The organism is Kytococcus schroeteri (genome assembly GCF_002847825.1).
In the GTDB taxonomy this organism is placed as follows: Bacteria; Actinomycetota; Actinomycetes; order Actinomycetales; family Dermatophilaceae; genus Kytococcus; species Kytococcus schroeteri.
This window is the reverse complement of sequence record NZ_PKIZ01000008.1, coordinates 52836-77032: the sequence shown is the minus strand read 5'-3', so window position 1 is coordinate 77032 and position 24197 is coordinate 52836. Positions and strand designations below refer to the sequence as shown.

Sequence of the window (24197 nt, the reverse complement as noted above, 5' to 3'; positions counted from 1 at the left end):
CCCGAACCATCAGCCGCCGGACACCCCGGCGCGGAGAGCGCATGAACGACTACTACGAGACCCTCGGAGTTTCCCGCGACGCCAGCGCGGAGGAGATCAAGAAGGCCTACCGCCGCAAGGCGCGCCAGCTGCACCCCGACGTGGCCCCCGGCCGCGAGGACGAGTTCAAGGCCGTCGCCCAGGCCTACGACGTGCTCGGCGACGCCGCCAAGAAGGCCGCCTACGACCGTGGCCAGGACCCCTACGGCGACCCGACGGCCGGGTTCGGCGGTGCCGGGGGAGCGTTCACCTTCAGCGACATCATGGACGCCTTCTTCGGCGGCCAGGCCGGGGCGGCCGGACCGCGCTCGCGCCAGCAGCCGGGGCAGGACGCCCTGGTGCGCCTGGACGTCCCGCTGCGTACGGCGGTCTTCGGCGACACCGAGGACCTCACAGTGGAGACCGCCGTGCTGTGCTCGGTCTGCGGCGGTGACGGCTGCTCCCCCGGCACCGGCACACGCACCTGCGACCTGTGCCACGGTCAGGGCCACGTGCAGCAGGTGCAGCGCTCCTTCCTCGGCCAGGTGATGACCACCCGGCCGTGCGGCACCTGCCAGGCCACCGGTGAGGTCATCGTGGAGCCGTGCACCGACTGCCACGGCGACGGCCGCGTGCGCGAGCGCCGCACGCTCAAGGTCAAGGTGCCTGCGGGCGTGGACACCGGCACCCGCATCCAGCTGGCCGGCCAGGGCGAGGTGGGCCCCGGCGGCGGGCCGGCGGGGAGCCTCTACGTCGAGGTGAACGTGGAGCCCGACGCGACCTGGACCCGCGAGGGTGACGACCTGCACTGCTCGGTGGAGCTGCCGATGACGGCCGCGGCCCTGGGCACGCGCACCCCGGTGGAGACCTTCGACGGCACCGAGCAGGTGGAGGTCCCCGCCGGCACCCAGCACGGGGCCGTGTTCACGCTGCGCGGGCTGGGCGTGGGCCACCTGCGTCGGGAGGGGCGCGGCGACGTGCACGTGCACGCCCAGGTGGTGACGCCCACGCGCCTGGACTCCCGGCAGAAGGAGCTGCTCCACGAGCTGGCCCGGCTGCGCGGCGAGGAGCAGGCGACCGGCACGATCACGTCGGTGTCCGAGCAGGGCGGCTTCTTCGGGCGCCTGCGCGACGCGTTCTCGGGCCGCTGATGACGCTGCCGCTCTTCCTCGCCGACGGCCCCTTGGCCGGGGTGGGGGAGTCCCTCACGCTCTCCGGGGACGAGGGGCGCCACGCCGCCACGGTGCAGCGCATCGCCGTGGGCGAGGAGGTGCTCCTGGCCGACGGCGCCGGTGCCGGGGTGCGCGGGCGCGTCACCGGCACCACGAAGTCCACCCTGGAGCTGGAGGTCCTGGAGGAGCTCACCGAGCCGACCGGCCGCCCCCGGTTGGAGCTCGTGCAGGCGCTGGCCAAGGCCGGCCGGGCCGAGCAGTCGCTGGAGACCAGCGTGGAGATCGGCGTGGACGCCGTGGTGCCCTGGCAGGCCGACCGCAGCATCAGCCGGTGGGCGGGCCCCAAGGCCGAGAAGGGCCGGGTGAAGTGGCAGCAGGTGGTGCGTGCGGCCACCAAGCAGTCCCGCCGCCTGTGGGAGGCCCCGGTGGAGCCGATGGTGGACACCGCCGGGCTCGTCGAGCGGGTGCGGGTCGGTGTCGGGGCCAGCGAGCTCACCCTCGTGCTGCACGAGGTGGCCACCGACGGGCTGCTGCCGACCCTGGGCGGCCTGCTCGAGGGCCGCGAGACGCCCTCGCTGGTGCGCGTGGTCATCGGTCCCGAGGGCGGGATCAGCCCGCAGGAGCTCGAGGCCCTCACCGACGCCGGGGGAGTGCCGGTGGTGCTCGGCCCCCACGTGCTGCGCACGAGCAGCGCCGGGCCGGTGGCCCTGGCGCTGCTGTGCGGTGCGCTGCGGTGGGACTGACTCAGTGGCCGTAGCGGATCTCCACGCGGCGGTTCTTGGCCCGGCCCTCCGGGTCGTCCTTGCCGGCGGACTCGTTGGGGGCCACGGGCTGCTTCTCACCGTACCCCTCCACCTCGAGTGAGAGGTCGGGTCGGGCCGCCTTGAGGGCCTTGGCCACGGCATCGGCACGGCGCTCGGACAGCTTCTGGTTGAAGTCGTCCGCGCCGATCGAGTCGGTGTGGCCGCCCACCTCGACCGTGGCGCCCTTCGGCACGTCGGTCACCAGCTCCGCGGCCCGGTCGGCGAAGGTCGCCGGCAGGTCCGCCTTGCCGTAGGCGAAGAGCACGTCGGTGTCCAGGGAGATGACCTCCTCGGCCCCGTCGGTGGTGTGGTCGTCCAGCGGCTCGACAGAGTCCTCGAGCTGGGTGACGGCCGGCTCCAGCTGGATGATGCTCTTCCTGAGCTGTGCGTCGGACCACTCCGTCGGCGCCTGTGCGACGTGGGGTGCGGCGAGGGCGGGAGCGAGCGCCACAGGGAGGGCTGCCGCCGTGGTGAGGGCCAGGCCGGTCAGGAGGCGGGAGGTCATCGGAGCTCCACCTCCGTCGCGTCCGCCACACCACCCATCAGGTGCACCGTCATGGTCTCGACGTCCTCGGGCGGTGCGGCGAAGACGACGCTCACGTAGGTGATGCCGTCGGTGCTCACGTCGATGTCGTTGACGCTCGGCATCGCCTGCTGGTTGTTGTGTTCGTCCTGGAGCACGCGGTGCTTGCGCAGGTTCTTGGTGTCCACCAGGTAGGGGTACCAGGTGCCGGCCAAGTTGTAGAGGCTCTCGGCCTCGGCGCCGTGCTCCGCGTCGCTCTTGAGCTGGAAGCCGTAGGTGGCCGTCACGGTCTTGCCCTGCCGCTCCAGCGAGTGGAGGGAGACCAGCAGCTCGCTGCCCTCCTGCTCGAGCGGACGGGCACGCGTGACGAGGGGCTCGCCGATCTCCTCGGCGGTGAGCCCCGGTGCGTGGCTGGTGTTCGCCGTGGGTCCTCCCTCCTCCGAGGCGTCGGGGGACTGTGCGTCCCCGGCGTCCGAGGACTCCTCGCCGGTGGTCGAGCTGGTCTCGGGCGGCTCGGTCCCCTCGGAGTCCTCCTCCCCGGTGTCGGTGGTCTCGTCGGGCTCCGCGGCGGCAGCGGTGGTGCGCTCCTCCTCGCCGCTGGTGAAGGTGGCATCGGGGCTGCAGGCGCCCAGGCCCAGGGCCCCGACGAGGGCCAGGGCGGTGAGTGAACGGGTAGCTGCGGAACGCATGGCGGGTCTCCTTCGTGGTGGGTCCCCCGAGGGGGTGTGTGCCCGTTGGTCGTGTGCTCACGGGGAAAGGTTGCACGCTGCCCGGATCTCCGCCCGGGGTGGGACCCCCGTCGCGCCACTGCCACCCCGGGGGGGGAGGGGCTCAGGGGGTCACGCGCAGGTGGTGCGTGGTCACGAGCGGTGCTCCGTCGGTGGTGGTGGCCCTCACCACCACCCGCGCGCGTCCGGCACCCCGGGGGGTGAGCACCACCCTGCGGCGGCCGCTGACGAAGCGGCCGTCGGGCAGCTCCCACACCCACGAGGTGACGTCGGAGTGGTCGAGGACGAACGCGGCCCGCTCACCGACCGCCACCTCCGCGGGGCCGGAGACCTCCACGCGCGCGGCCCCGTGGGTGTCCCCGGGCTGTGTGAGGCGCGGCCACAGCACGGCGCCGGCCACGGCCCCCACGACCCCGGCTCCCGCCGGGACCAGCCCGCGCAGCAGCTCCCGGCGGCTGGCACCCTCGGGTGCGGGTGGGGTGGGGGAGGGCGTCGTGCGGGGCGCGAGGGCGGTCTCGAGCTCCCGCAGCCACTCCTGCACGTCAGCCGGACGGTCGTCGGGGTCGGTTGCGCACCCCCGGCGCAGGGCGGCGACGACGGGCTGCGGCAGCTCGGCGTCGCCCGCCACCCACGTGACCAGGGCTGAGAGGGACCAGAGGTCCGTGCGGTGGTCCACCACCCCCGCCGGGGCGTCCATCTCCGGGGCGCGGAACCCCCGGGTTCCCACGCCCACGGTGAGGCCGGAGTTGACCGCCAGGTCCTTGCACAGGCCGAGGTCGGACAGGAGCAGGCGCTCGTCGGGCTCCAGCAGCGTGGCGCGGGGCGGGCCCTGGCGGTGCCGTGCCCCCGCCCCGGGCCGGTCCGCCGGCCACGAGCGCAGCAGCACGTTGGCCGGACTGAGGTCGCGGTGCACCACCCGCGCGGCGTGGACGGCCCCGAGGGCGGCCGCCAGGTCGCGGGCCACCACCAGCAGGTCGTCGGTCGAGGCGCTCCACCCGGCTCGCCGTCGCGCCTCGACCCGGGCGCCCAGACTGCCCCGGTCGGCCTCCTCGAGCACGAGGTACGGCTGCTGGTGGTCGGTCTCCCCGAGGTCGTGCACGCCGACCACGTGCTCGCTGCGGATCCGTCGCTGGAGCCGCCCCTCGGTGATGAAGCGCTCCCGGACGTCGGGGTTGAGGCTGTGGTTCTCGGCCAGCACCTTGACCACCACGGTGTCGTCCAGCACCGGGTCGTGGGCACGGTGCACCGTGGCGAAGGAGCCCACCCCCAGCACCTCCTGGAGGTGGAGGCGGCCCACCCGGTGACGGCTCACCGGTGGACCTGCCCCTCGCGGAGGGCATGGGCGGCCAGCGCCCGACCTCGCGCCACCTGAGCCTTGACCGTGCCGAGGGGGCGCTCGAGGTGGTCGGCGATCTCGGCGTAGCTGAGGCCCCGCACCTCGCGGAGCACGACCACCTCGCGGTAGGGCGGGGGAAGCTCGCGGAGCGCACCGTCGAGGGCCTCGCGGGTGGCGACCTGCGAGCTGAGCCGGGCTCCCGGGGAGGCCACGTCCGCCGGCAGCTGCACGGCCTCGCGCCGGCGACGCAGGTGGTCGACGACCCGCCGGTGGGCGATGGAGGCCACCCAGGTGGTGACGGCCGCCCCGCCCCTGAACGAGTCCACCGAGTTGGCCACGGAGATCAGGGTCTCCTGGACCACGTCGTCGACCGAGGCCTCGTCGAGCAGGCGGGAGGCGACGAACCTGTGGACCACGCCGGAGGCGGAGAGCTGCTCGAGCAGGAGCTCCCGGCCGCTGGTCGAGCCGCCGCTCGCGGCCGACGCCAGGACCGACCACAGGGCCTCGCGCCCGTCCGGGCCCGCATCCGCGAGCAGCTGACGAGCCCGCAGCGAGTCGCCGGCGGCCAGGGCCGACTGCAGGGCGCTCCGGGGGTCCATGCACGGCATGCTACGCAGGGCCGACGGCAGGCCGACGCCGGCTGCCGGGGCTAGGGTGACGCGCATGAGCACCGACTGCCTGTTCTGCAAGATCGTCGTCGGGGAGGTCCCCGGTGACGTCGTCGTGGAGTCCGACCGCTCGCTGGCCTTCCGCGACATCGACCCGCAGGCCCCCACCCACGTGCTGGTGGTGCCGCGCGACCACCACCGCAATCTCGCCGCCGTGGCCGTGGACGACCCGGCCGCCGCCACCGACCTGCTGCAGACCGTGGCCAAGGTGGCCGAGCAGGAGGGGCTCGCCGAGGACGGCTACCGCGTGGTGGCCAACACCGGTGAGCACGGGCAGCAGTCGGTCGACCACGTGCACCTGCACGTCATCGGGGGGCGCCAGCTGCAGTGGCCGCCCGGCTGAGGTGACCTGCGTCATGCCCCAGAGGCCGGGCTGACGGGAAGGCCTGCGGTGAACCGCCCGCCGGGCCGCAGGCCTTCCCGTTGCCGGCCCACTCGCCGGAACCCCCGGGAAATCGGCTGGGCGCGTGCTAGGTTCCGGCCACCCATGACCCCCCTCCCCGCAAGGACCCCCATGGCCACCGTCGCCCCACCCACCGAACCCGCCGTCACCGACGGGCGGGCCGAGGAGCAGCTCCAGCGCAAGCTGAGCGCGCGCCACCTCAACATGATCGCGCTGGGTGGCGCCATCGGCACCGGACTGTTCGTGGCCTCGGGCGCCACCATCAGCACGGCCGGGCCCGGGGGCGCCCTGCTGGCCTACGCGGCCATCGGCGTCATGGTCTTCCTGCTCATGCAGAGCCTGGGCGAGATGGCCACCTACCTGCCTCTGGCCAGCTCCTTCGAGGCCTACGGCACACGCTTCGTGAGCCCCTCGTTCGGCTTCGCCACCGGGTGGAACTACTGGTTCAACTGGGCCATCACCGTGGCCGTGGAGCTGGTGGCCGCCGAGATGGTCATGGGCTACTGGTTCCCCGACGTGCCGGGGTGGATCTGGTCGGCGGCCTTCCTCGGGGTGCTGCTGCTGCTCAACATCGTCACCGTGCGAGCCTTCGGTGAGGGGGAGTTCCTCTTCTCGTCCATCAAGGTCATCGCCGTGCTGGTGTTCCTCGTGGTGGGCGTGCTCATGATCGCCGGCGTGCTGGGCGACGGCTCCCCGGGCACCAGCAACTGGACCCGGGGCGAGGCCCCCTTCGTGGGCGGCCTGGCCGGCATGCTGAGCATCTTCATGATCGCCGGGTTCTCGTTCCAGGGCACCGAGATGGTCGGTGTGGCCGCCGGTGAGGCCGACGAGCCGGAGAAGACCATCCCCAAGGCCATCCGCTCGGTCTTCTTCCGCATCATGCTCTTCTACATCGGCGCCATCGCGGTCATCGGCTTCCTGCTGCCCTACGACGACGCCCGCCTGCTCAACGCCAGCGAGAGCGAGGACATCTCCATCGCGCCGTTCACCCTCGTCTTCGGCGAGGCCGGCATCCCCTACGCCGGCGACATCATGAACGCGGTGATCCTCGTGGCCATCCTCTCGGCGGGCAACGCCGGGATGTACTCCTCCACCCGCATGCTCTACGGCCTGGCGCGTTCCGGGAAGGCCCCGTCCCTCCTCGGCGGCGTGAACCGCCGTGGCGTGCCGGTGGCCGCCCTGCTGGTGACCGCCGCCGTGGGCGCCCTGTGCTTCCTCACCAGCCTCGTGGGCGAGGGGCAGGCCTACACCTGGCTCGTGAGCGCCTCGGGTCTGGCCGGCTTCATCACCTGGATGGGCATCGCCTGGTGCCACTACCGCTTCCGCCGCGCCTACGTGGCGCAGGGCGGCGACCCCCGCGACCTGCCGTACCGCGCCTGGGCCTTCCCGGTGGGCCCGCTGGTGGCCCTGGCGATGTGCGCCGTGGTGGTCGTGGGCCAGGGATGGACCATCTTCGACGACATCCGCGTCGACGGCTTCGGCACCGAGAGCCTGCTCGGCCTGCTGACCACCTACCTGGGCCTGCCGCTCTTCCTGGGTGTGTGGCTGGTGCACCGCCTGGTCACCGGCTCGCGGCCGGTGGCGCCCGAGCAGGCCGACCTCTCCCGGTGACCTGCTCGGTCGTCGGGGGCACCGCCTAGACTCGGGGCCACGATGACTCAGAACACCCCCGCGGCCGGCCCCCAGCGCACCAGTTCGGTGGTGACCCTCCCCGAGGGGGTCTCCCTGGTCTCCCTCTGGGGGCCCCAGGACCAGTTGCTGCGCACCATCGAACGCGCCTTCCCCGACGTGGACCTGCTGGCCCGCGGTGACGAGCTGCACCTCGCCGGTCCGGTGCAGGAGGTCTCGCTCGCCGAGCGGCTCGTGGAGGAGCTGCTGGTCATGGTGCAGGGCGGGCACGCCCTGACCGCCGACGCGGTGGAGCGTTCCATCGGCATGCTCCGGGCGCGCACCGCCGAGCGGCCCGCCGACGTGCTGACGCAGAACATCATCAGCAACCGCGGCAAGACCATCCGGCCCAAGACGCTCGGCCAGAAGCAGTACGTCGACGCGATCGACGAGCACACGGTGGTCTTCGGCATCGGCCCGGCCGGTACCGGCAAGACCTACCTGGCCATGGCCAAGGCCGTGGCGGCCCTGCAGGCCAAGGAGGTCAGCCGCATCATCCTCACGCGCCCCGCCGTGGAGGCCGGCGAGCGACTGGGCTTCCTGCCCGGCTCCCTCAACGAGAAGATCGACCCCTACCTGCGGCCGCTCTACGACGCGCTGCACGACATGGTCGACCCCGACTCCATCCCGCGGCTCATGGCCAGCGGCACCATCGAGGTGGCCCCGCTGGCGTACATGCGCGGGCGCACCCTCAACGACGCGTTCATCATCCTCGACGAGGCGCAGAACACCTCTCCGGAGCAGATGAAGATGTTCCTCACCCGCCTGGGCTTCGGCTCCACGATGGTGATCACCGGCGACACCACGCAGGTGGACCTGCCCGGTGGCACCCGCTCCGGCCTGGCGGTGGTCGAGGAGATCCTCACCGGGGTGGAGGACGTGCACTTCTCGGGACTGACAGCCGTGGACGTGGTGCGCCACCGGCTGGTCTCCCGCATTGTGGAGGCCTACGGGGCGTGGGACGCCACCCAGTCCGGCCGCGGTGGCCGACCGGGCGGCCGCGCCGAGCGCCCGGCCGGCGGGGACCGCGCATGACCATCGAGGTGCTCGTCGAGGACGACCCCCGCTGCGACCCCGCCGACGTGCAGGCCGCGGCCCAGCACGCCATGGACGCCCTGCACGTGCACCCGGCCGCCGAGTTGTGCATCCGGTTCGTGGAGCCCGCCGCCATCGAGGTGCTCCACGAGCAGTGGATGGACCTCGCCGGCCCCACCGACGTCATGAGCTTCCCCATGGACGAGTTGCGCCCCGGGACACCCGAGCGCCCGTCCGAGCCTGGGGTGCTCGGCGACATCGTCCTGTGCCCCCAGGTGGCCGCCGCGCAGGCGGAGAAGCTCGGCCACCCCGTGGGCGACGAGCTGCTCATGCTCACCGTGCACGGCGTGCTGCACCTGCTGGGCCACGACCACGCCGAGCCCGAGGAGGAGCGCGAGATGTTCGCCCTCCAGGCCGAGCTGCTCGCCTCCTACCTGGCCCTCACCGGCCGCAGCACCACCGCCGCCCCGCGCCCCGGCAGTGCGGGGGACCGTTCGTGACCGTGTGGTTGGTGGTGGCCGCCGTGGTGCTGGTGGCCCTCACCCACCTCATGACCATGGCCGAGACGGCCCTGCAGCGCGTGAGCAAGCGCCACGCCGAGGCCCTGGCCCAGGAGGGCCGCCGCGGCGGTGACGCGTTGGCCCGCATCCTGGACGACACGGCTGCCCACATGTCCGTGGTCACCTTCCTGCGCGTGCTGGGGGAGTGCGCCGTGGCGGTGCTGTTCACCGTGGCCATCGACCGCTGGTTGGCCACCGGGTGGGAGCTCCCCGTGGCCATCGCGGTGGTGACGGTGGTGTCCTACGTGGTGCTCGGGGTCTCCCCGCGCACCCTGGGGCGTCAGAACGCCGAGGCGATCGCCCTGCGCGCCGCCCCGGCCGTGGCGCGCGCCCGCGACCTGCTCGGTCCGCTGTCCAAGACGCTGATCGTGGTGGGCAACGCCGTGACCCCGGGCAAGGGCTTCGCCGAGGGCCCCTTCGAGAACGAGGCCGAGTTCCGCGACATGGTCGACATGGCCGGCGAGAGCGCCGTCATCGAGGCCGGGGAGCGGGAGATGATCCACTCCATCTTCGAGCTCGGTGACACCACCGCGCGGCGCGTGCTCGTGCCCCGCACGGACATGGTGGTCATCGAGGGCCACAAGCAGCTGCGCAAGGTGATGAGCCTGGCGCTGCGGTCGGGCTTCAGTCGCATCCCCGTGGTGGGCGAGGGGGGCACTGACGACGTGCTCGGCATCGTGCACTTCAAGGACGTGGTGCGGCGGGTGAACGCCGACCCGTCCGCCCGCGAGGAGGTCACCGCCGCCGAGGTGATGCGCGAGGCGACCTTCGTGCCCGACAGCAAGGGTGTGGACGCGCTGCTGCGCGAGATGCAGGTCTCCCAGACGCACCTGGTGGTGGTCGTCGACGAGTACGGCGGCACCGCCGGCATCCTGTCGATCGAGGACATCCTCGAGGAGATCGTCGGGGAGATCACCGACGAGCACGACCGCGAGAGCGTGGAGTCCACGCAGCTCGAGGACGGCACCTGGCGCGTCGCGGCCTCGATGGACGTGGACGACCTCGCCGAGCTCTTCGAGGTGTCCTTCTCCGAGGAGGTCACCGAGGACGTGGAGACCGTCGGCGGGCTGCTGGCCAAGCTGACCGACCGCGTGCCGATCGTGGGCTCCACCGGCGACGTGGCCGGCATCCGCCTCACCGCCGAGCGCCTCTCGGGCCGTCGGCACCGCGTGGCCACCGTCATCGCCGAGTGGGTCGGCCACGCCAGCGACGCCGAGGAGGCCCGGGACGACCTGCCCGGTGACCCCGGCTCCGGTGCCCACCCCGCCGGCGCGGAGCTCGACCCGGAGCCCGCGGGCCCGGGCATGATGGACCCCGACACCCCGCCTGCCAAGGAGCACCCATGACGATCACGCCCGACTTCCCCGAGGACTACCGGGCGGGCTTCGTGTGCTTCGTCGGCCGACCGAACGCCGGCAAGTCCACGCTGACCAACGCCCTGGTGGGGCAGAAGGTGGCCATCACCTCCAACAAGCCGCAGACCACGCGGCACACGGTGCGCGGCATCCTCAGTGACGCGAAGCGGCAGCTGGTGGTGGTGGACACCCCCGGCCTCCACAAGCCCCGCACCCTGCTGGGCGAGCGGCTCAACGACGTGGTGCGCGAGACGCTGCTGGACGTGGACGTCATCGGCTTCTGCATGCCCGCCGACCAGAAACCCGGGCCCGGTGACAAGTTCATCGCGGCCGAGCTCGACGAGGTGCGCCGCGGCCGGCGGACACCGGTGATCGCCATTGCCACCAAGGCCGACCTGGTCTCCCGGGACCAGTTGGCCGAGCACCTCATCGCCATCGACCAGATGGGCGACTTCGACGAGATCGTGCCCTGCTCGGCGGTCAACGGGGAGCAGCTCGACCTGGTGCGCGAGCTCATCGGCGACCGGATGCCGCTCTCCCCGCCGCTGTACCCCGACGACGTGCTCACCGACGAACCCACCGACGTCATGGTGGCCGAGCTGGTGCGCGAGGCGGCCCTGGAGGGTGTGCGCGACGAGCTGCCGCACAGCCTGGCCGTGGTGGTGGAGGAGATGCTGCCGCGCGAGGACCGCCCGGTGGACAAGCCGCTCATGGACGTGCGCGTCAACGTCTTCGTGGAGCGCCCCAGCCAGAAGGCGATCATCATCGGCCGCGGTGGGTCGCGGCTGCGCGAGGTGGGCACCACGGCCCGCGAGCAGATCGAGCAGCTGCTCGGCCAGCGCGTGCACCTGGACCTGCACGTGAAGGTGGCCAAGGACTGGCAGCGCGACCCCAAGCAGCTGCAGCGCCTGGGTTTCTGACCCGCCCCGCCGGGCCGGCCACCGTCCTCTCGGGGCGGGGCCGGCTCAGCGCACCCCGCGCGGCCGGAGCTGGATGCTGACGCGCGGCCCGGTGGGGTGCCGCTCCTTGGGCACGGCGTGCTCCCAGGTGCGCTGGCAGGAGCCACCCATGACCACGAGGTCGCCGTGGCCGACGGGCAGGGTGAGCGAGGCCCCGCCGCCGCGCGGGCGCAGGAGCAGCCGCCGTGGCGCGCCCACCGAGACGATGGCCACCATCGTGTCGTGCGTGGCCCCGCGGCCGATGCGGTCGCCGTGCCAGGCCACGGAGTCGTGCTCGTCGCGGTAGAGGCACAGGCCCGCGGTCGCGAACGGCTCCGCGGCCGGCTCCGCGGCGTAGTGGGCGTCGAGGGCCTCACGCGCCGCGACGAGCAGCGGGTGGGGGAGCGGCTCGTGCTCGGCGTAGAAGCGCAGCAGGCGTGGGGTGTCCACCACGCGGTCGTACATGCGGCGCCGCTCGGCCTGCCACGGCACGGCGTCCAGCAGGTGTTCCAGCAGCGTCCGGGAACCGGTCACCCAGCCGGGCCGCACGTCGACCCAGGCCCCGTGGTCGAGGACGCGGCGCGTCACGGCCCGGCCCAGGGGGCGCAGGCCCAGGTCGTCCACCTGGTCGAGGAGCGACCCCTGCCCGGGGGCCACGGCAAGCGTGCGTACAGACATGCCACCAGGATAGAACACCTGAGCCAGCCGCGAGGTCGCCGATCCCCGACCATGCGAAGGTGCCCCGCCCCTCGACCCACCTGTGGTGCTCGTGCCCCTGGGTGTGGTCCGCCTGCATCGGCGAGCCGGGCGGGTGGCCGACGCGCACATCGTGCGGCGGGAGCAGCGCCTGGTCCCCCTGGCTGCGGCGGTGGTGAGTGTGGCCGTCGGGCTCGCCCTGCTGCACCTGGCCGGTGCCCCGGCCGCGCTGGTCCGTGTGCTCGCGGCGATGCTGGCCGCCCTGCTGGTGCTGGCCCTGGTCACCGTGGTGCACAAGGTCTCCTTCCACACCGGTGTGGTGGCCGGCGGAGCGGTGGCCCTGTGGGTCACCGGCACCCACCTCTGCGGTGTGGTGCTGGGGTTGCTGGTCCCCGTCGTCGCGTGGGCGCGGGTGCGGCGCGGGCGACACAGCGTGGCTCAGGTGGTGCTGGGCGGACTGGTCGCGGCCGCTGTCGCCGCGGCCACCTGGTGGGACACCGCCTGACGCTCGCCAGCCCACCGCCGGGCCCGGACCGGTCCCGGTGCCTGCACCACCGCCGGGCCACGGCACAATCGGGGGATGCCCCTCTACCGCGACGCCGCCATCGTGCTGCGCACCCACCCGCTGGGGGAGGCCGACCGCATCGTCACGATGCTGGGGCACCAGCGCGGCAAGGTGCGTGCCGTGGCCAAGGGGGTGCGCCGCACCCGGTCGCGCTTCGGGGCCCGCCTCGAGCCCGCGATGGTGGTGGACGTCCAGTGCTACGAGGGGCGCAGCCTGGACACCATCACCCAGGCCGAGTCCATGGCCACCTACGGCGAGGCGATCTCCCGCGACTACGCGGGGTGGGTGTGCGCCCAGGTGATGTGCGAGACCGCCGACAGCCTGCTGGACGAGGGAGAGCCCAACCCGCCGCAGTTCCGGCTGCTCGCCGGGGCCCTCTCGGCCCTCGCGGCCGGGCAGTGGCCGGCGGACGTGCTCATGGACGCCTACCTGCTGCGTGCCATGGCGGTGGCCGGCTGGCCCATGGCCACGCGCGACTGCGCCGCCTGCGGTGCGCCCGGCCCCCACCGCGGGGTGCACGTTGCCGCGGGGGGTGTGGTCTGCCCCTCCTGCCGGCGGGCCGGCGCCTGGGCGCCGCACCCCGACAGCATCCGCCTGCTGGACGCCCTGGGGGAGTCGCACTGGAGTACCGTGCGCGAGGTCCTGGGGACCGAGGGGGCCGCCTCCCGGCGCCGCGAGGTGCAGGAGCTGGTCACCGCGCACCTGCAGTGGCACACCGATCGGCAGGTGCGGTCGGTGCGCCACCTGGACCCCGACCTCGTGCTCACCGGGCCGGGCCCCGTGCAGCCGACCGAGCACGCCGCACCATCCGCCGAGACGACGGGACAGTGACATGACCCACGAGCCGCCCTTCCCGCACCCCTCCGGGGCCCGCCCGCCGCAGCTGGCCCCCGACGAGCTGCCCCAGCACGTGGCCGTGGTCATGGACGGCAACGGCCGGTGGGCCAACGAGCGCGGCCTGCCGCGGACCGCCGGCCACGAGGCGGGGGAGGGGGCGCTGCTCGACGTGGTGGCCGGCGCCCTGGAGGCCGGGGTGCCGCACCTCTCGGCGTACGCCTTCTCCACGGAGAACTGGCGCCGCTCGCCCGAGGAGGTCCGCTTCCTCATGGGCTTCAACCGCCAGGTCATCCGCCGCCGCCGCGACCAGCTGGACGCCTGGGGCGTGCGCATGCGCTGGGTGGGCCGCCGGCCGCGGCTGTGGCGCGGCGTCATCAAGGAGCTCGAGGCCGCCGAGGAGATGACCCGGCACAACGACCGGCTCACCCTGTACTTCTGCGTCAACTACGGCGGGCGCGCAGAGATCGTGGACGGGGTGCGCGCCATCGCCCGCGAGGTCGAGGCCGGTCGGCTGCGCCCCGGCGGCATCACGGCGGCCACCGTCGCCCGCCACCTCTACGAGCCCTCGATGCCGGACGTGGACCTCTTCCTGCGCTCCTCCGGCGAGCAGCGCACGAGCAACTTCCTGCTCTGGCAGAGCGCGTACGCCGAGATGGACTTCCCGGACACGCTGTGGCCGGACTTCGACCGCCGCCACCTGTGGGCGGCCCTGGAGCGCTACGCCGGGCGCGACCGCCGGTTCGGCGGCGCGGTGGACCGGCCTCAGGAGCAGGCGGAGCAGCGCCCGTAGAGCTCCACGGTGTGGCTCACCTCGGAGAACCCGTGCTGGGCCGCGATCTGCTCGGACCACTGCTCCACGGCCGGCCCGTCGATCTCGACGGTGTCGCCGCACTCGCGGCAGACCAGGTGGTGGTGGTGCGCGGTGGTGCGGCAGGCGCGGTAGAGCGTCTCGCCGCCCTCGGTCACGAGGGTGTCCACCTCGCCGGCCTCGTCGAAGGACTGCAGGGCACGGTAGACCGTGGCCAGCGCCACCTTGTGCCCGGCGCGGGCCATGGCCACGTGCAGCTCCTGGGCGGCCACGAAGTCCGTGCGGGAGCCCAGGGCCTCGAGCACGGCGGACTGCTGACGGGTCCGGCGGGGACGGTTCGTGGTCACCGGTGCTCCTGCGAGAGGGACGGGGTCATGGACGTGGTGCCGGCGCCGAGGCGTCCAGCGGCCGCTCATCGTAGTGACCCTCGTGGGGATGGTGCAGGTGGTCCCCGTGGAGGTAGTCGAGGTGGTCGCCGTGGGGGACTGCGGGGTGCTCGCAGTCGGGGTGGTGCTCGTGGGCGTGGTGCTCGGCGAGCGAGGCCCGGCGGTGGCGTCCGACCCGGACCCGGCGGGCCACCCAGGTGCCCAGCACGGCCAGGGCGTACACCGCCACGGCCAGCAGCACGATGGTGCCGCCCGAGGGCAGGTCGTAGGTGTAGCTGACCACGACGCCCCCGACGCCGGAGAGCGCCCCCAGCACCATGGCCATCCACCACGCGGCGGCGAAGCTGCGGGTGAGCAACTGCGAGGTCGCGATGGGCACGATCATCAGCGCGGAGATGAGCAGCAGGCCCACCACCCGCATCGACATGACGATGGTGACCGCCACCAGCGCGGAGAGCAGCATGTTCAGGGCCGTCACGGGGAGCCCCTGGGAGCGGCTGTACACCTCGTCCTGGGCCACGGCGAACAGGCGCGGGCGCAGCAGGGTGGTGGCCACCGCGACCACCACGCCGAGCACCACGAACAGGCGCAGGTCGGCCGAGCTGGTGGTGGTGATGGCACCGAACAGGTAGTTCTCCAGGTTGGCCGTGCCCGGGGAGGTGCTGATGAGCACCACGCCCAGCGCGATGCCGGTGTGGAACATCAGTGCCAGGGCGACGTCGCTGGCGGTGCCGCCGCGGGCACGCAGGGCCTCGATGACCACCGCCGCCAGCACCGCCACCGCCAGCGCGGTCCAGACCGGCTGCGCCTGCATCACCACGCCCACGGCCACGCCGGCCAGGGCCACGTGGCCCAGGGCGTCGCCGATGAGGCTGAGCCCCCGCTGCACCACGAAGATGCCCACCATCGGGGCCACGGCCCCCACGAGCAGCGCGGCCAGCAGGGCCCGCTGCATGAAATCGAACTGCAGCATCTCAGCCACGGTGCACCTCCAGCATGCGGTCGTCGGTGAGGCGGCCCCCGGTCAGGGTGAGCACGCGGTCCAGCGCCGAGGCGATGGGGTCGAGCTCGTGGGTGATCACGAGCATGGTCAAGCCGTCGTCGGCCAGGCGGCGCAGGAGCACGGCCAGCAGCTCCTGGTTGGCCAGGTCCACGCCCGCGGTGGGCTCGTCGAGCACCAGCAGGGCGGGGCGCGACACGATGGCGCGGGCCAGCAGGGCGCGACGCCGCTGCCCGCCGGAGAGGTCGGCCAGATTGTGGTGGAGGCGGTCCTCCAGCCCCACGTCGGCGGCGGCGCGGCGGGCCAGCTCACGGTCGGAGCGGCCGGGGTGGCGCCACCACGGCAGGGCGGCCACGCGCCCGGCCAGGATGACCTCGCCCACGGTGGCGTGCAGGGCCCCTGTCACGGAGTGGTGCTGGGGCACGTACCCGATGCGGGTGCGGTCGCGCAGGCGGCGCAGGGGGGTGCCGAGCAGCTCGGCCCGTCCGGAGAGCTGGTCGGTGAGGCCGAGCAGGCCGGTCACCAGGGTCGACTTGCCCGCGCCGTTGGGCCCGGTGATGGCCACGCTCTGGCCGGCCGGGACGGTGGCCGAGACCGGGCCCACCGCAGGGTGCCCGTCGTAGCCGTAGACGACCTCCTGCAGGACGAGGGCGTCGCTCACTCGCAGCCCTGACCGGTGTGCAGCACCTCGCCGTTGTGGCGCATGATCCCCAGGTAGTCGCGGGCGGCCGAGGAGTCCGTGAGGCCCGCGGCGGGGTCGAGGACCTCCACCGTCGTGCCGGTCTCGTCGGCCAGGGTGCGGGCGTTGTCGCGAGGGGCCAGCGGCTCGGCGTAGATGGTGCTCACCCCGGACTTCTTGATGGTGTCGGTGAGCTCGGCCAGACGGGCGGGGGAGACCTCGGCCTCGTTGGACAGGCCGGCCACGCCCAGCTGGTGGAAGCCGTAGCGGGCGCCGAACCACGCGTAGGCCTCGTGGCCCACCACCAGGTCGGTGCTGCGGCAGTGACCGAGCTGCTGGGCCAGGTCGTCGTCGAGCTCCTCCAGCTGGTGCACGTACTCCTGGGCGTTGCGGCGGTAGTCCTCGGCGTGTTCGGGGTCGCGCTCGGCGAGCGCGTCGCCCAGGGAGGTGGCGGCCTCGCCGAAGGCGACGGGGTCGAGCCAGAAGTGCGGGTCCACGCCACCGTGGTCGTGCCCGTCGTGGCCGGCCTCGGCCTCGGCCGCGTGGTCGTGCCCCTCGTGGCCAGACTCCTCGGCCTTCCCGGTGCGGGGCCCGGCCTCGAGGTCGACGGCCTCGCCGGCGTCCCACGCGCGGTCGGCGGCCACGGCCTCCACGGCGGCGTCGAGCGCCGGCTGCATCGTGCGCAGGTGCAGCACCAGGTCGGCCTCCTGCAGCCGGCCGGTGGCCTGCGGGGTCATCTCGAGGTGGTGGGGGTCGCTGCCGTCCGGGGTCACCTGGGTGACCTCCACGTGGTCGCCGCCGACGGCGCGGGCCAGCTCGCTGAGCGGGAAGAACCCGCTGGCGACCTGCACCTTCCCCTCGTCGGCCGAGCCGCCGCCCTCGTCGGTGCCCCCGCACGCGGCGAGGGTCAGGGTGGCGGTCAGGGCGATGCTGCCCGCGCGCAGGGCACGCCGGCGGGGGCTGAGGGTGTGGGAGGGCATGACAATCATTCTCAGGGAGGCGAGAATGATCGTCAAATCGGGGACCCGTACCCTGTGCCCATGGCCAAGAAGACCTCCACCGTCGACACCGTCGTCTCCCTCTGCAAGCGCCGTGGATTCGTGTTCCCCACCGGCGAGATCTACGGAGGGACCCGCTCGGCCTGGGACTACGGTCCCCTCGGCGTGGCGCTCAAGGAGAACATCAAGCGCCAGTGGTGGCGCACGATGGTGCAGATGCGCGACGACGTGGTCGGCCTGGACTCCGCGGTGATCCTGCCCCCGGCGGTGTGGGAGGCCTCCGGCCACGTGGCCACCTTCACCGACCCGCTCGTGGAGTGCCTGTCCTGCCACAAGCGCTTCCGAGCCGACCACCTGCAGGAGGCCGTGGCCGAGAAGTCCGCCGCCAAGGGCAAGGAGGTGGACCCCGACTCGGTCTCCTTCGAGGAGATCGCCTGCGCCAACTGCGGCACCAAGGGTGCGTGGACCGAGCCCAAGCAGTTCTCCGGCCTGCTCAAGACCTACCTGGGCGTCACCGAGGACGAGAGCGGCAAGCACTTCCTCCGCCCGGAGACCGCGCAGGGCATCTTCACGCAGTTCGCCAACGTCATGACCACCAGCCGCAAGAAGCCGCCGTTCGGCATCGCGCAGGTGGGCAAGTCCTTCCGCAACGAGATCACGCCCGGAAACTTCATCTTCCGCACCCGCGAGTTCGAGCAGATGGAGCTCGAGTACTTCGTGCCGCCGGCCGAGGCCCCGCAGTACTTCGACGAGTGGATCGACGTCTGCGAGAAGTGGTTCACCGACCTGGGCATCACGCCGGAGAACATCCGCCGCTACGAGCACCCCACCGAGAAGCTCTCGCACTACTCCGACCGCACCATCGACCTGGAGTACCGCTTCGGCTTCTCCGGCTCGGAGTTCGGCGAGCTCATGGGTGTGGCCAACCGCACCGACTTCGACCTCTCGGTGCACGCCAAGGCCTCCGGCCAGGACCTGTCCTACTTCAACCAGGCCACCGGCGAGCGCTACACGCCCTACGTCATCGAGCCGGCGTTCGGCCTCACCCGCGCGCTCATGGCCTTCCTCATCGACGCCTACACCGAGGACGAGGCGCCCAACGCCAAGGGTGGTGTCGACAAGCGCGTCGTGCTGCGCCTCGACCCGCGCCTGGCGCCGGTCAAGGTGGCCGTGCTGCCGCTGAGCCGCAACGAGCAGCTCACCCCGCGCGCCAAGGAGCTGGCCGCCGAGCTGCGCCAGCACTGGGAGGTCGACTTCGACGACGCCGGCGCCATCGGCCGCCGCTACCGCCGCCAGGACGAGATCGGCACGCCGTTCTGCGTCACGGTCGACTTCGACACCCTGGAGGACCAGGCGGTGACCATCCGTGAGCGCGACACGATGTCGCAGGAGCGCGTGCCGCTGGCCGAGGTCACCGGGTACCTCGCCCAGCGCCTGGTCGGCTGCTGAGGCCAGCACCACGACCCGCGGGCTCGTCCACCACTGGGTGGGCGGGCCCGCGGGCGTTGGGGGCGAGGTGGGGCGGGCGGCCTGTGCCCCGGCCTCGCCTCAGCGGAGCGCCAGGCCGGCGGCCAGGACCAGCATCGTCACGCCGATGAGGGTGTCCAGCACCTGCCAGGACCGCGGGCGGGAGAACACCGGGGCCAGGCGCGCGGACCCGAAGCCGAGGAGGCTGAACCAGGTGGCGCTGGCCGTGACCAGACCGAGGTAGTACCACCACCGGCCGGTCTGCCCGTGGCCGTTGGCCAGGCCGCCCAGGATGGTGATGTCCAGGTACAGGTGCGGGTTGAGCCAGGTGAACCCGGCCATGGTGAGCATCGCACGGCGCACGCTGACCGACGGGCCGGATGCCCCGGCCTCGAGGGACTCGCCGCCCTTCCACGCGCGCCGCAGGCAGGACAGGCCGTAGATCACGAGGAACGCCGCGCCGCCCCAGCGGACCAGCTCCAGCAGCGGCGGCCACCAGGTGAGCACCACGCCGACGCCCAGCACGGCGGCGCCGATGAGCACGATGTCGGAGGCGGCGCACAGGGCCACGAGCGCCGGCACGTGCTCCCGGCGCAGGCCGCGGCGCAGCAGGTAGGCGTTCTGCGCGCCCACCGCCGCGATGAGCCCGATGCCGGTGGCGAACCCGGAGGCGACCAGGCCGATCACTGGAGCACCAGGCCGGTCCCCAGCACGAGCATCAGGGTGCCGACCACGGTGTCGAGCACCTGCCAGGAGCGGGGGCGGGCGAACACCGGCGCCAGGCGCGCGCTGCCGTAGCCCACCGCGGTGAACCACACGACCGAGGCGGTGCACAGCCCGGCGTAGTAGAACCACCGCCCGTCGGCGCCGTACCCGTTGGCCAGCGTTCCCAGCAGCACGGTGTCCAGCCACAGGTGCGGGTTGAGCCAGGTGAACGCGGCCATGGTGGCCAGGGCGCGGCGCAGGCCCACCGAGCTGCCACCGGATCCCACCATCGGGGAGGGGCGCGCGGCCCGTCGGAAGCAGGCCAGCGCGAAGGCCACGAGGAAGGCCGCCCCGACCCAGCGCACCACGCCCAGCGCCGCGGGGAACTGCTCGATGACGGCGCCGATGCCCAGCACGCTGGCGCCGATGATGACGATGTCCGAGAGGGCGCAGAAGACCACCAGTGCGGTCACGTGCTCGCGCATCAGGCCGCGGCGCAGTAGGTAGGCGCCCTGCGCGCCGACCGCGGCGATGAGGCCGATGCCGGTCACGAGGCCCGAGGCGACGATGCTCACGTTCTCCATGGCTGCAGGGTAGGAACGACCGCGCCCGGCGCAGGCATCAGAATCTTGATGATCCCTGAGCGACCCTAAGATCTGCTTCATGGACGTGCTCGACCCGGTGGGACTGACGACGCTGCGCGCGACGGTGCGCGAGGGGACCTTCGAGCGGGCCGCCAAGGCGCTGAGCATCACGCCCTCGGCGGTGTCCCAGCGGATGCGCGCCCTGGAGAAGGCGGTGGGCGCCGTGCTCGTGAGCCGCACCAAGCCGGTGCGGCCCACCCCCGACGGCGAGGTGCTGCTCGCCCTGGCGCTGCAGTGGTCGCTGCTGCGAGACGAGGCGGTGGCCCGGCTCACGGCCTCGCACCACCTGGACTCCGAGGCCCACCCGCGCACCCGGCTCTCGGTACCGCTCGCGACCGGCGCGGACGCCCTGGCCCTCGTGCTGCTGCCGGCCATGGCCCAGGTGGAACGCGAGGTGCCGGTGAGCTTCGAGCTCTTCCGCGAGGACGACGCCCACTCGGTGGACCTGCTGCGGCAGGGTCGGGTCGTGGCCGCACTGAGTTCCGACCCCACCCCGGTGCAGGGCCACACCGCGGTGCCGCTGGGCACCATCCGCTACCTGCCGCTGGCCACCCCGGGGTACGTGGAGCGCCACCTGCCCGAGGGGCCCACCGCCGAGGCGATGGCGGTGGCGCCCGTCATCGCCTTCGACCGCAAGGACCTGCTGCAGTACGCCTACCTGGCACGCCTGCTGGAGACCGACCTGCGGCCGCCCACCACCTTCGTACCGGCCAACCGCGAGTTCGAGGAGGCGGTGCTGCTGGGTCTGGGCTGGGGGCTGGTCCCCGAGGGGCGGATGCACGACCAGATCGAGTCCGGGGAGCTGGTGCGCATCGCGCCGGGCTACCGCGATGTGCCCCTGGTGTGGCACCGGCCCCGCATCGAGTCGGCCGTGCTGGACCTGCTGGGGGAGCGGTTGGCGGCCGTCGCGCGGGAGGTCGTCCGCCCGGCGGCGGTCTGGGAGAATGATCGGCTGTCATGACCAGCACCCCCGCCACCGCCTCGCCCTCCGCTCTGCCCGACGTGCCCTCCGGCGCCGCCTCACCGGGCACGCCCGTGCTGCCCCCGCTGCGCATCGGGCGGCTCACCATCGACTCCCCGGTGGTCCTGGCCCCGATGGCGGGCATCACCAACCGCGCGTTCCGGCGCCTGTGCCGCGAGTACGGCACGGAGGGACTGGCGGCCGGGGGCGCGAGCGGTGCCTCGAGCCTCTACGTGTCCGAGATGATCACCACCCGCGCGCTCGTGGAGCGGACCCCGGTGACCATGAAGCTCGTGGAGTTCGACGCCGCGGAGGACCCCCGCTCCATCCAGCTGTACGGCGTGGACCCGGCCACGGTGCGCGCCGCGGCCCGCGACATCGTGGAGCACGACCGGGCCGACCACATCGATATGAACTTCGGGTGCCCCGTGCCCAAGGTGACCCGCAAGGGCGGCGGCGCGGCCATCCCGTGGAAGAGCACACTGTTCCGCGACATCGTGCGCTCGGCGGTCCAGGAGGCCGAGAAGGCCGGCATCCCGGTGACGGTGAAGATGCGTATCGGCATCGACGAGGACCACCACACCCACCTGGAGGCCGGCCGCATCGCCGAGGACATGGGCGCCGCCGCCGTCGCGCTCCATGCCCGCACCGCCAGCCAGGCCTACTCGGGGCAGGCGCGGTGGGAGGAGATCGCCCGCCTCAAGCAGGAGGTCACCACCATCCCGGTGCTGGGCAACGGCGACATCTGGTCGGCCGAGGACGCTTTGCGGATGGTGGAGCAGACCGGCTGCGACGGCGTGGTGGTGGGCCGCGGCTGTCTGGGGCGGCCGTGGCTGTTCACCGACCTCGCCGCGGCCTTCGCCGGGTCCGACGCCCGCGTCACCCCGGACCTGCGCGAGGTGACCGCCACCCTGCGCCGGCACGCGGAGTACCTCGCGGACTTCCACGAGGACGAGAACCACGCCTGCCGGGACATCCGCAAGCACATCACCTGGTACCTCAAGGGCTTCCGGGTGGGCGGCCAGCTGCGCTCGCAGCTGGGGCTGGTGAACTCGCTGGCCGACCTGGACGCGCTCATCGACACCCTCGACCTCGACCAGGTGTGGCCGGCCGAGGCCGCCGATGGGCCGCGCGGGCGCAAGGGCTCGGAGCGTCAGGTGGCCCTGCCGGAGAACTGGCTGGCCAGCCGCGAGCTGAGCGACGAGTGGGCCGCCCGGATGCGGGCCGCCGAGCTGTCGGTCGACGGCGGCTGAGGCCCCGGCTCAGGCCGGCGGCATCGTGCCCGGCTCGGCGCCGGTGGCCAGCGGGTGCCCGCCAGCGAGCCAGCCGCTGAACGACGGCGGGTAGAGCACGGGTTCCGGAGCCCCGGGGAACACCTGCTGGTGGGCCAGCGCCACCTGGCAGGCGGTGATGCCCGAGCCGCACGAGACCACCACGGGCGTCGTGGCGTCGACGCCGGCATCGGCCAGCCGGGCGCGGACCTCCTCGGGGTCGCGCAGCACGCCGTCGGAGTAGAGGTCGGCGACGGGCAGGCTGCGGAAGCCCGGTAGGTGGCCGCCCACTGGGTCGGGGCCGAGCTCCTCGCCGCGGTAGCGGGCGGCCGGCCGGGCGTCCAGACCGGCCGTGCCCGCGGGCAGGCCGCCGCGCAGCTGGGGTGCGGTGGCGCGGGGCAGGGCACCGGGGGCCTCCCGGAACTCCGCGGAGGGTGCCGGCAGGTCGTCGGTCGCGACGGGGGCGGCGGCCGGCCCCTGCTCGAGCGGCAGACCCGCCGCCCGCCAGGCCCGCAGGCCCCCGTCGAGCACGCGCACGTCCTGCTGCCCCGCATCGCGGAGCACCCACCACCCGCGGGCGGCCCCGGCGCCGTGGCCCCCGTCCATCACCACCACGGGGTCGCCCGGCGTGATGCGGTGGGCGCGCAACCAGGTGCGCACGTCGCCCGGGTGGGGGATCGGGTGCCGGCCGTCGGTGCCGTCCGGGGCGCCGGGGCCGCTGAGCACGGCCTCGAGGTCGCAGAAGAAGGCGCCCGGCACGTGGGCAGCTGCGAAGCCGTCGGGATCCGCGCCGCCGCCGAGGTCCCAGCGCACGTCGAGGAGCACCGGCACCGCACCGGAGTGCTGGGCGGTGGTCTGCAGGCGGGTGGCCAGCTCGCCGGCGGTCAGGAGCGGGCCGGTGGCGGTGGGCTCGCCCGGCATCAGCCGAACTCCGCGATGCGGTGGGGCGAGCGGGTCAGCGACGGGTCGCGCTTCACGGAGTCGCCGAGCACCTCGTCGACCTGCGCCACGAGGGCGGGGTCGAGCTCCACCGCGAGCGCGCGCACGTTGTCGGCCACCTGCTCGGGCCGCGAGGCGCCGATGATCGCCGCGGTGATGGTGGGCTGCTCCACCACCCACTTCAGGGCGAGGTGGTGCAGGGGCACGCCGGCCTGGTCCGCCAGCTCCGCGAGGCGGGCCACCGTCGCCAGGAGCTCGTCCTTGAGCAGGTGCTTCATCATCGCGGCGCCGCCGGCGGCGTCCGTGGCGCGGCTGCCCTCCGGCAGCGGCTGTCCCGGTGCGTACTTGCCGGTGAGCACGCCCTGGGCCAAGGGCGACCACACCACCTGTCCGATCCCCAGCGCGGCGCAGGTGGGCACCACCTCGGGCTCGATGACGCGCCACAGGAGGTTGTACTGGGGCTGGTTGGAGACGAACGGGATGCGCAGCTCGCGGGCCAGGGCGTGGCCGCGGCGCAGCTGGTCTGCGGTCCACTCGCTGGCTCCCACGTAGTGCACCTTGCCGGCGTGCACGAGGTCGGCCAGGGCCTCCATCGTCTCCTCCAGCGGGGTGTCGTGGTCGAAGCGGTGGCACTGGTAGAGGTCCACGTAGTCGGTGCCCAGCCGGCGCAGCGAGGCGTGGAGGGACTCCGTCACGTGCTTGCGCGACAGGCCGTGGTCGTTGGGGCCGGCCTGGTCCTGCGGGGCACCGTCGGGGCGGGTGGGCCAGAACACCTTGGTGGCGATCACCAGGCCCTCGCGCCGCTCGCCCGCCAGGGCCTTGCCGAGCACCTTCTCTGCCTCGGTGTTGGCGTAGGTGTCGGCGGTGTCGAAGGTCGTGATGCCGGCGTCCAGCGCGGCTCGCACGCAGGCCTCGGCCCGCTCGGCCTCCACCTGGGAGGCGTGGGTGAGCCAGTTGCCGTAGATGAGGCGCGAGACGCGCAGGCCGCTGTGTCCGAGGCGAGGGTGCTCCATGGCCCCAACGTACTGCGCCCC

Annotated in this window: 27 protein-coding genes; 14 read left to right on the top strand and 13 right to left on the bottom strand. The window is 73.4% G+C overall.

All coding sequences use genetic code 11. The features are described from left to right. Positions 1-41: 41 nt before the first annotated feature. Together dnaJ and CYJ76_RS05475 are read left to right on the top strand one after the other, a co-directional pair. A complete protein-coding gene (gene dnaJ, locus CYJ76_RS05480; RefSeq protein WP_101849464.1) occupies positions 42-1169 on the top strand; it encodes a molecular chaperone DnaJ in 1128 nt (375 codons plus the stop codon). Next, on the top strand, positions 1169-1933 hold the full coding sequence (locus tag CYJ76_RS05475; RefSeq protein WP_101849463.1) for a 16S rRNA (uracil(1498)-N(3))-methyltransferase: 765 nt from the start codon (positions 1169-1171) through the stop codon (positions 1931-1933). The genes dnaJ and CYJ76_RS05475 overlap by 1 nt, the downstream gene beginning before the upstream one ends. Position 1934: 1 nt before the next feature. Here CYJ76_RS05475 and CYJ76_RS05470 read toward each other — a convergent pair whose 3' ends face one another. The 4 genes from CYJ76_RS05470 to CYJ76_RS05455 all read right to left on the bottom strand — a co-directional run bounded on the left by CYJ76_RS05470 (position 1935) and on the right by CYJ76_RS05455 (position 5179). Then, positions 1935-2498, bottom strand: a complete 564-nt coding sequence (locus CYJ76_RS05470) for an OmpA family protein (protein WP_101849462.1) — start codon at positions 2496-2498, stop codon at positions 1935-1937. Next, the gene (locus CYJ76_RS05465; RefSeq protein ID WP_070703201.1) at positions 2495-3205 is read right to left on the bottom strand and encodes a hypothetical protein; all 711 of its coding nucleotides are present in this window, start codon (positions 3203-3205) and stop codon (positions 2495-2497) included. The genes CYJ76_RS05470 and CYJ76_RS05465 overlap by 4 nt, the downstream gene beginning before the upstream one ends. Before the next feature lie 142 nt (positions 3206-3347). Then, entirely contained in the window at positions 3348-4556 is a 1209-nt protein-coding gene (locus CYJ76_RS05460) for a protein kinase domain-containing protein (protein ID WP_101849461.1), read from the bottom strand. Continuing rightward, complete coding sequence (locus tag CYJ76_RS05455; RefSeq protein ID WP_180802223.1) at positions 4553-5179, bottom strand: RNA polymerase sigma factor; 627 nt, start codon at positions 5177-5179, stop codon at positions 4553-4555. The genes CYJ76_RS05460 and CYJ76_RS05455 overlap by 4 nt, the downstream gene beginning before the upstream one ends. Before the next feature lie 64 nt (positions 5180-5243). Between CYJ76_RS05455 and CYJ76_RS05450 the strand changes: the two genes are divergently transcribed. The 6 genes from CYJ76_RS05450 (at position 5244) to era (ending at position 11189) form a co-directional block, all read left to right on the top strand. Next, positions 5244-5591 (top strand): histidine triad nucleotide-binding protein, encoded by a 348-nt coding sequence (locus tag CYJ76_RS05450; RefSeq protein ID WP_070705337.1) that lies wholly within the window; start codon positions 5244-5246, stop codon positions 5589-5591. Between the two features lie 171 nt (positions 5592-5762). Then, complete coding sequence (locus CYJ76_RS05445) at positions 5763-7262, top strand: amino acid permease (RefSeq protein ID WP_101849460.1); 1500 nt, start codon at positions 5763-5765, stop codon at positions 7260-7262. 42 nt (positions 7263-7304) lie between these two features. After that, positions 7305-8354, top strand: coding sequence for a PhoH family protein (locus CYJ76_RS05440; protein ID WP_101849459.1), 1050 nt, complete (start codon positions 7305-7307; stop codon positions 8352-8354). Then, the gene (gene ybeY, locus CYJ76_RS05435; protein WP_070705340.1) at positions 8351-8854 is read left to right on the top strand and encodes an rRNA maturation RNase YbeY; all 504 of its coding nucleotides are present in this window, start codon (positions 8351-8353) and stop codon (positions 8852-8854) included. Before CYJ76_RS05440 ends, ybeY begins: the two co-directional genes overlap by 4 nt. Further along, entirely contained in the window at positions 8851-10260 is a 1410-nt protein-coding gene (locus CYJ76_RS05430) for a hemolysin family protein (protein WP_083323590.1), read from the top strand. Before ybeY ends, CYJ76_RS05430 begins: the two co-directional genes overlap by 4 nt. Next, entirely contained in the window at positions 10257-11189 is a 933-nt protein-coding gene (gene era, locus CYJ76_RS05425; RefSeq protein WP_070705341.1) for a GTPase Era, read from the top strand. Before CYJ76_RS05430 ends, era begins: the two co-directional genes overlap by 4 nt. A gap of 45 nt (positions 11190-11234) precedes the next feature. On the opposite strand, the gene CYJ76_RS05420 is transcribed toward era, so the two are convergent. Next, positions 11235-11885, bottom strand: a complete 651-nt coding sequence (locus CYJ76_RS05420) for an alpha-ketoglutarate-dependent dioxygenase AlkB (protein ID WP_070705342.1) — start codon at positions 11883-11885, stop codon at positions 11235-11237. Between the two features lie 85 nt (positions 11886-11970). Here CYJ76_RS05420 and CYJ76_RS05415 point away from each other — a divergent pair, with 85 nt between their 5' ends. From CYJ76_RS05415 to CYJ76_RS05405, 3 genes are all read left to right on the top strand, one after another. Further along, entirely contained in the window at positions 11971-12408 is a 438-nt protein-coding gene (locus CYJ76_RS05415) for a phosphoesterase PA-phosphatase (protein WP_144043037.1), read from the top strand. A gap of 75 nt (positions 12409-12483) precedes the next feature. Next, positions 12484-13299 (top strand): DNA repair protein RecO, encoded by an 816-nt coding sequence (recO, locus tag CYJ76_RS05410; RefSeq protein ID WP_070705344.1) that lies wholly within the window; start codon positions 12484-12486, stop codon positions 13297-13299. A 1-nt stretch (position 13300) separates the two neighbouring features. Then, a complete protein-coding gene (locus CYJ76_RS05405) occupies positions 13301-14095 on the top strand; it encodes an isoprenyl transferase (RefSeq protein ID WP_070705345.1) in 795 nt (264 codons plus the stop codon). On the opposite strand, the gene CYJ76_RS05400 is transcribed toward CYJ76_RS05405, so the two are convergent. The 4 genes from CYJ76_RS05400 to CYJ76_RS05385 are packed head-to-tail and all read right to left on the bottom strand — an operon-like array spanning position 14068 to position 17158. After that, positions 14068-14460, bottom strand: coding sequence for a Fur family transcriptional regulator (locus CYJ76_RS05400; protein WP_070705346.1), 393 nt, complete (start codon positions 14458-14460; stop codon positions 14068-14070). The genes CYJ76_RS05405 and CYJ76_RS05400 overlap by 28 nt on opposite strands. A gap of 25 nt (positions 14461-14485) precedes the next feature. Continuing rightward, positions 14486-15472: a metal ABC transporter permease gene (locus CYJ76_RS05395; protein WP_331250395.1), complete on the bottom strand. Its 987-nt coding sequence runs from the start codon at positions 15470-15472 to the stop codon at positions 14486-14488. Between the two features lies 1 nt (position 15473). Beyond that, the gene (locus tag CYJ76_RS05390) at positions 15474-16160 is read right to left on the bottom strand and encodes a metal ABC transporter ATP-binding protein (RefSeq protein WP_070705348.1); all 687 of its coding nucleotides are present in this window, start codon (positions 16158-16160) and stop codon (positions 15474-15476) included. Beyond that, complete coding sequence (locus CYJ76_RS05385; protein ID WP_070705349.1) at positions 16157-17158, bottom strand: metal ABC transporter substrate-binding protein; 1002 nt, start codon at positions 17156-17158, stop codon at positions 16157-16159. Before CYJ76_RS05385 ends, CYJ76_RS05390 begins: the two co-directional genes overlap by 4 nt. 60 nt (positions 17159-17218) lie before the next feature. Here CYJ76_RS05385 and CYJ76_RS05380 point away from each other — a divergent pair, with 60 nt between their 5' ends. Next, positions 17219-18625 carry a glycine--tRNA ligase gene (locus CYJ76_RS05380; protein ID WP_101849486.1) on the top strand — a complete coding sequence of 469 codons (1407 nt, stop codon included), beginning with the start codon at positions 17219-17221 and terminating at the stop codon, positions 18623-18625. A 99-nt stretch (positions 18626-18724) separates the two neighbouring features. Here CYJ76_RS05380 and CYJ76_RS05375 read toward each other — a convergent pair whose 3' ends face one another. Together CYJ76_RS05375 and CYJ76_RS05370 are read right to left on the bottom strand one after the other, a co-directional pair. Then, complete coding sequence (locus CYJ76_RS05375; RefSeq protein WP_070705351.1) at positions 18725-19330, bottom strand: LysE/ArgO family amino acid transporter; 606 nt, start codon at positions 19328-19330, stop codon at positions 18725-18727. Further along, positions 19327-19932, bottom strand: coding sequence for a LysE/ArgO family amino acid transporter (locus CYJ76_RS05370; protein ID WP_180802222.1), 606 nt, complete (start codon positions 19930-19932; stop codon positions 19327-19329). Before CYJ76_RS05370 ends, CYJ76_RS05375 begins: the two co-directional genes overlap by 4 nt. 79 nt (positions 19933-20011) lie before the next feature. Between CYJ76_RS05370 and CYJ76_RS05365 the strand changes: the two genes are divergently transcribed. Both CYJ76_RS05365 and dusB read left to right on the top strand, forming a co-directional pair. Further along, positions 20012-20953, top strand: coding sequence for an ArgP/LysG family DNA-binding transcriptional regulator (locus CYJ76_RS05365; RefSeq protein ID WP_070705352.1), 942 nt, complete (start codon positions 20012-20014; stop codon positions 20951-20953). Beyond that, on the top strand, positions 20950-22206 hold the full coding sequence (dusB, locus tag CYJ76_RS05360; RefSeq protein WP_070705353.1) for a tRNA dihydrouridine synthase DusB: 1257 nt from the start codon (positions 20950-20952) through the stop codon (positions 22204-22206). Before CYJ76_RS05365 ends, dusB begins: the two co-directional genes overlap by 4 nt. 9 nt (positions 22207-22215) lie before the next feature. On the opposite strand, the gene CYJ76_RS05355 is transcribed toward dusB, so the two are convergent. Further along, complete coding sequence (locus CYJ76_RS05355; RefSeq protein WP_101849457.1) at positions 22216-23145, bottom strand: sulfurtransferase; 930 nt, start codon at positions 23143-23145, stop codon at positions 22216-22218. Next, positions 23145-24176: an aldo/keto reductase family protein gene (locus CYJ76_RS05350; RefSeq protein WP_101849456.1), complete on the bottom strand. Its 1032-nt coding sequence runs from the start codon at positions 24174-24176 to the stop codon at positions 23145-23147. Before CYJ76_RS05350 ends, CYJ76_RS05355 begins: the two co-directional genes overlap by 1 nt. Between the last annotated feature and the right edge of the window lie 21 nt (positions 24177-24197).

Bases quoted from the DNA above. Each gene is read 5' to 3' on its own strand.
- dnaJ (WP_101849464.1), top strand. From the start codon at position 42: ATGAACGACTACTACGAGACCCTCGGAGTTTCCCGCGACGCCAGCGCG.
- CYJ76_RS05475 (WP_101849463.1), top strand. From the start codon at position 1,169: ATGACGCTGCCGCTCTTCCTCGCCGACGGCCCCTTGGCCGGGGTGGGG.
- CYJ76_RS05470 (WP_101849462.1), bottom strand. From the start codon at position 2,498: ATGACCTCCCGCCTCCTGACCGGCCTGGCCCTCACCACGGCGGCAGCC.
- CYJ76_RS05465 (WP_070703201.1), bottom strand. From the start codon at position 3,205: ATGCGTTCCGCAGCTACCCGTTCACTCACCGCCCTGGCCCTCGTCGGG.
- CYJ76_RS05455 (WP_180802223.1), bottom strand. From the start codon at position 5,179: ATGGACCCCCGGAGCGCCCTGCAGTCGGCCCTGGCCGCCGGCGACTCG.
- CYJ76_RS05450 (WP_070705337.1), top strand. From the start codon at position 5,244: ATGAGCACCGACTGCCTGTTCTGCAAGATCGTCGTCGGGGAGGTCCCC.
- CYJ76_RS05445 (WP_101849460.1), top strand. From the start codon at position 5,763: ATGGCCACCGTCGCCCCACCCACCGAACCCGCCGTCACCGACGGGCGG.
- CYJ76_RS05440 (WP_101849459.1), top strand. From the start codon at position 7,305: ATGACTCAGAACACCCCCGCGGCCGGCCCCCAGCGCACCAGTTCGGTG.
- ybeY (WP_070705340.1), top strand. From the start codon at position 8,351: ATGACCATCGAGGTGCTCGTCGAGGACGACCCCCGCTGCGACCCCGCC.
- era (WP_070705341.1), top strand. From the start codon at position 10,257: ATGACGATCACGCCCGACTTCCCCGAGGACTACCGGGCGGGCTTCGTG.
- CYJ76_RS05420 (WP_070705342.1), bottom strand. From the start codon at position 11,885: ATGTCTGTACGCACGCTTGCCGTGGCCCCCGGGCAGGGGTCGCTCCTC.
- recO (WP_070705344.1), top strand. From the start codon at position 12,484: ATGCCCCTCTACCGCGACGCCGCCATCGTGCTGCGCACCCACCCGCTG.
- CYJ76_RS05405 (WP_070705345.1), top strand. From the start codon at position 13,301: ATGACCCACGAGCCGCCCTTCCCGCACCCCTCCGGGGCCCGCCCGCCG.
- CYJ76_RS05395 (WP_331250395.1), bottom strand. From the start codon at position 15,472: ATGCTGCAGTTCGATTTCATGCAGCGGGCCCTGCTGGCCGCGCTGCTC.
- CYJ76_RS05385 (WP_070705349.1), bottom strand. From the start codon at position 17,158: ATGCCCTCCCACACCCTCAGCCCCCGCCGGCGTGCCCTGCGCGCGGGC.
- CYJ76_RS05380 (WP_101849486.1), top strand. From the start codon at position 17,219: ATGGCCAAGAAGACCTCCACCGTCGACACCGTCGTCTCCCTCTGCAAG.
- CYJ76_RS05370 (WP_180802222.1), bottom strand. From the start codon at position 19,932: ATGGAGAACGTGAGCATCGTCGCCTCGGGCCTCGTGACCGGCATCGGC.
- CYJ76_RS05365 (WP_070705352.1), top strand. From the start codon at position 20,012: ATGGACGTGCTCGACCCGGTGGGACTGACGACGCTGCGCGCGACGGTG.
- dusB (WP_070705353.1), top strand. From the start codon at position 20,950: ATGACCAGCACCCCCGCCACCGCCTCGCCCTCCGCTCTGCCCGACGTG.
- CYJ76_RS05355 (WP_101849457.1), bottom strand. From the start codon at position 23,145: ATGCCGGGCGAGCCCACCGCCACCGGCCCGCTCCTGACCGCCGGCGAG.
- CYJ76_RS05350 (WP_101849456.1), bottom strand. From the start codon at position 24,176: ATGGAGCACCCTCGCCTCGGACACAGCGGCCTGCGCGTCTCGCGCCTC.